Consider the following 2,399-nt stretch of genomic DNA (forward strand, 5'->3'; position numbering starts at 1 on the left):
GGCCGCGCGCTGACGGCCGGCGCCGGCGTCCTGCCCGCGCCGATTTTGGATCACGCGGGCGGGCTCCTGCGGGATCTGGTTGCCTCCGCCGCGCCGTCGCGGCTGCTGCATGGCGACCTGCACCACGCGAACATCCTGCGCGACGGCGAGGGCTGGGTGGCGGTGGACCCGAAGGGATTGCTCGGCGAGCCCGCGGCCGAGGCGGCCTGCCTGCTCCGCAACCCGGCCGATCCCGTGCTGCTGACGCGTGCGGCACGCCGCGCCGCGATCCTGGCCGAGACCGCGGGCCTCGCGCACGATCGAGTGCTGGCCTGGGGCTATGCGGGCGCCGTCATCGCGGCCTGCTGGGCCATCGAGGACGGCGCCGACCCGTCGCCCTGGCTGGCGGCGGAGGCGGCGCTCGCGCCCTGCCTCAGGCCGTCCAGCCGCCGTCGATCGCGACCTCCGCCCCGGTGACGTAGCTCGCCTCCTCGGAGGCGACGCAAAGCACGAGCCGCGCCACCTCGTCCGCCGCGGTGGCAGGGGCCGATGCCCCGGCATCACGCGCGCCGGCGATCGGTTGACAGCCTGAGGCGGCGCTGCCCGGATGGTTCCCTCCGCCCGCGCAAAGGATCGCGACACCGGCCATGGATGCGCCGCCGCTGAGGCACTACGCGACCGGCGTCGCCTGGGGTGCCGGCGCGCTCGCGCTGCCGATCCTGCTGCAGGTCGCGCTCGGGCCGGTGCTCGGCGACGGCTTCATCCTGTTCCTGCTGTTCTTCCTGTGCCTGATCCCCTGCATCGGCGTGGCCTTCGTCTGGGCCGGCGTGCGGCTCTGGCTGCTGTTCCCCGCCGCGCTGCTGCTCGTCTTCGTGCCCTTCGCCTCGCTCATCTGGCCCGAAGCGCGGGTCATCGGGACGGTGCCGGAGGCGACGCTGGCGGAGATGGCGGCGCGCCGCGCGCCCGCAGGCTTCCGCCTGCCGGATGCCGCGCCGCTCGTCGCCGCCGCGCGGAGCGTGAACGCGGCCAGCACCTCCCGCCCGACGGACCTGCGCGGGCGACGCGGCGCGCCGGTCACCATCCGCGGCGACTTCACCGTGGTGCCCATCGTCGGCCCCGGCTGGTCGCCGGACCAGCCGGTGCTGGCGGTCGGCGTGGTGGATTCGGCCGAGGCCCCGGCCTGGGCAGCGTCGGGTGGGCTGCTCCGCCTGCTCCCCGACAGGCTGCGCGAGGTCGCGGTGCGCGATGCCCTTGAGCAGGCCGGGCTGGTCGCCGCGCCGGGGCTGGAGATCGGCCGCTGGGTGGCGTCGCCCGGCTGGGCCAGGCTCGACGCCGCGATGCCGCTGCTGGCGCTCTACGGCGCCGCCGTGCTGGCCTGGGGCGTGCTGGTGGGGATCGCGGGCGCGATCGATCGCCGCGACGAGGCGCGAGCGCCCCGCAGACGCCTCGCGCGCCGCTGATGCCGCGCGCGCAGCCTCAGCCGCGCGCCTCGAGGAAGCGCAGGACGCGCGCGATCTGGTCGGGGTCCGTCAGCGCCGGCGCATGGCCGATGCCGGGCAGCGTCTCAAGCCGTACGCCCGGCCGCATCGCCATCTCGGCCGCCGTCTCCTCGTCCAGGATGTCGCTCTCGGCGCCGCGCAGCACGAGGGTGGGCAGCGCGACGCGCGACCAGACGAGGGCGAGGTCGACCGGGCCGGTCGCCGCCTGCTCGAAGGGCACGGCGATCGCCGGGTCGTAGTGCATGCCGAGCCGCCCATCGGGCAGGCGCCGCGCGCTGGTCTCGGCGAGATGCCGCCACTCGGCATCGGTCAGCGGGCCGAAGGGGGCGTGCACGACGCGCAGATGCGCCTCCAGCGCGCCCAGATCCTCGAAGGCGAGCGGCAGCTTCACGTAGGCGGCGATGCGGGCGGCGGCCTCGGCCGGCACGCGGCTGCCGATGTCGTTCAGCACCAGGCGGCGCAGCGGGTGGTTGGCGCCGGCGGCGACCATCATGCCGCAGATCCCGCCGAGCGAGGTGCCGACCCAGTCCACCTCCCCGTCCAGCCTGGCGAGCAGATGCGCGAGCGCCACGACGTAGGAGGGTGGGATGTAGAGCATCGGGTCTGGCAGCCGGTCCGAGGCGCCGCGGCCCGGCAGGTCGGGACACAGCACGCGCCGGCCGCGCTCGGCCAGCGCGGCCGCCAGCACATCGAAGTCACGCCCGGTGCGGGTCACGCCGTGGACGCAGACGACGGGCGCCCCGTCCTCCGGTCCCCATTCGGTCCAGGCCAGCCCGTGGAAGCCCCCGGCAAGCAGGTAGCGGAGTCGGTGGTGGCGGGGGGTCATCGCGGCTCCCTGGTCACGGCCGCCTTGTGACTCGCGGCAGCGCAACAGCAAAGCCCGGCCGCCGGCGCGGTTGCGCCGCGGGCCGAGGGGAGCGC

At 76.1% G+C, this 2,399-nt stretch carries 4 protein-coding genes; 2 read left to right on the forward strand and 2 right to left on the reverse strand.

Annotated features, from left to right (window positions below):
* Window positions 1-456, forward strand: a 456-nt coding sequence (locus L2I40_RS21935) for an aminoglycoside phosphotransferase family protein (RefSeq protein WP_237217395.1), incomplete at its 5' end; no start/stop codon positions are given.
* Here the strand turns inward: L2I40_RS21935 and L2I40_RS24610 are convergent.
* Window positions 413-628, reverse strand: coding sequence for an SDR family oxidoreductase (locus L2I40_RS24610; RefSeq protein WP_372491096.1), 216 nt, complete (start codon window positions 626-628; stop codon window positions 413-415). The genes L2I40_RS21935 and L2I40_RS24610 overlap by 44 nt on opposite strands.
* On the opposite strand from L2I40_RS24610, the gene L2I40_RS21940 reads away from it, so the two are divergent.
* Window positions 627-1,439, forward strand: a complete 813-nt coding sequence (locus tag L2I40_RS21940) for a hypothetical protein (protein ID WP_237217396.1) — start codon at window positions 627-629, stop codon at window positions 1,437-1,439. The genes L2I40_RS24610 and L2I40_RS21940 overlap by 2 nt on opposite strands.
* A gap of 16 nt (window positions 1,440-1,455) precedes the next feature.
* On the opposite strand, the gene L2I40_RS21945 is transcribed toward L2I40_RS21940, so the two are convergent.
* The gene (locus L2I40_RS21945) at window positions 1,456-2,304 is read right to left on the reverse strand and encodes an alpha/beta fold hydrolase (protein WP_237217397.1); all 849 of its coding nucleotides are present in this window, start codon (window positions 2,302-2,304) and stop codon (window positions 1,456-1,458) included.
* Window positions 2,305-2,399: the final 95 nt, after the last annotated feature.

It is taken from the genome of Falsiroseomonas oryziterrae, from assembly GCF_021864505.1.
In the GTDB taxonomy this organism is placed as follows: Bacteria; Pseudomonadota; Alphaproteobacteria; order Acetobacterales; family Acetobacteraceae; genus Falsiroseomonas; species Falsiroseomonas oryziterrae.

What these genes read in the sequence shown, in the direction of transcription:
- L2I40_RS21940 (WP_237217396.1), top strand. Translation starts at nt 627, where the DNA reads ATGGATGCGCCGCCGCTGAGGCACTACGCGACCGGCGTCGCCTGGGGT.
- L2I40_RS24610 (WP_372491096.1), bottom strand. Translation starts at nt 628, where the DNA reads ATGGCCGGTGTCGCGATCCTTTGCGCGGGCGGAGGGAACCATCCGGGC.
- L2I40_RS21945 (WP_237217397.1), bottom strand. Translation starts at nt 2,304, where the DNA reads ATGACCCCCCGCCACCACCGACTCCGCTACCTGCTTGCCGGGGGCTTC.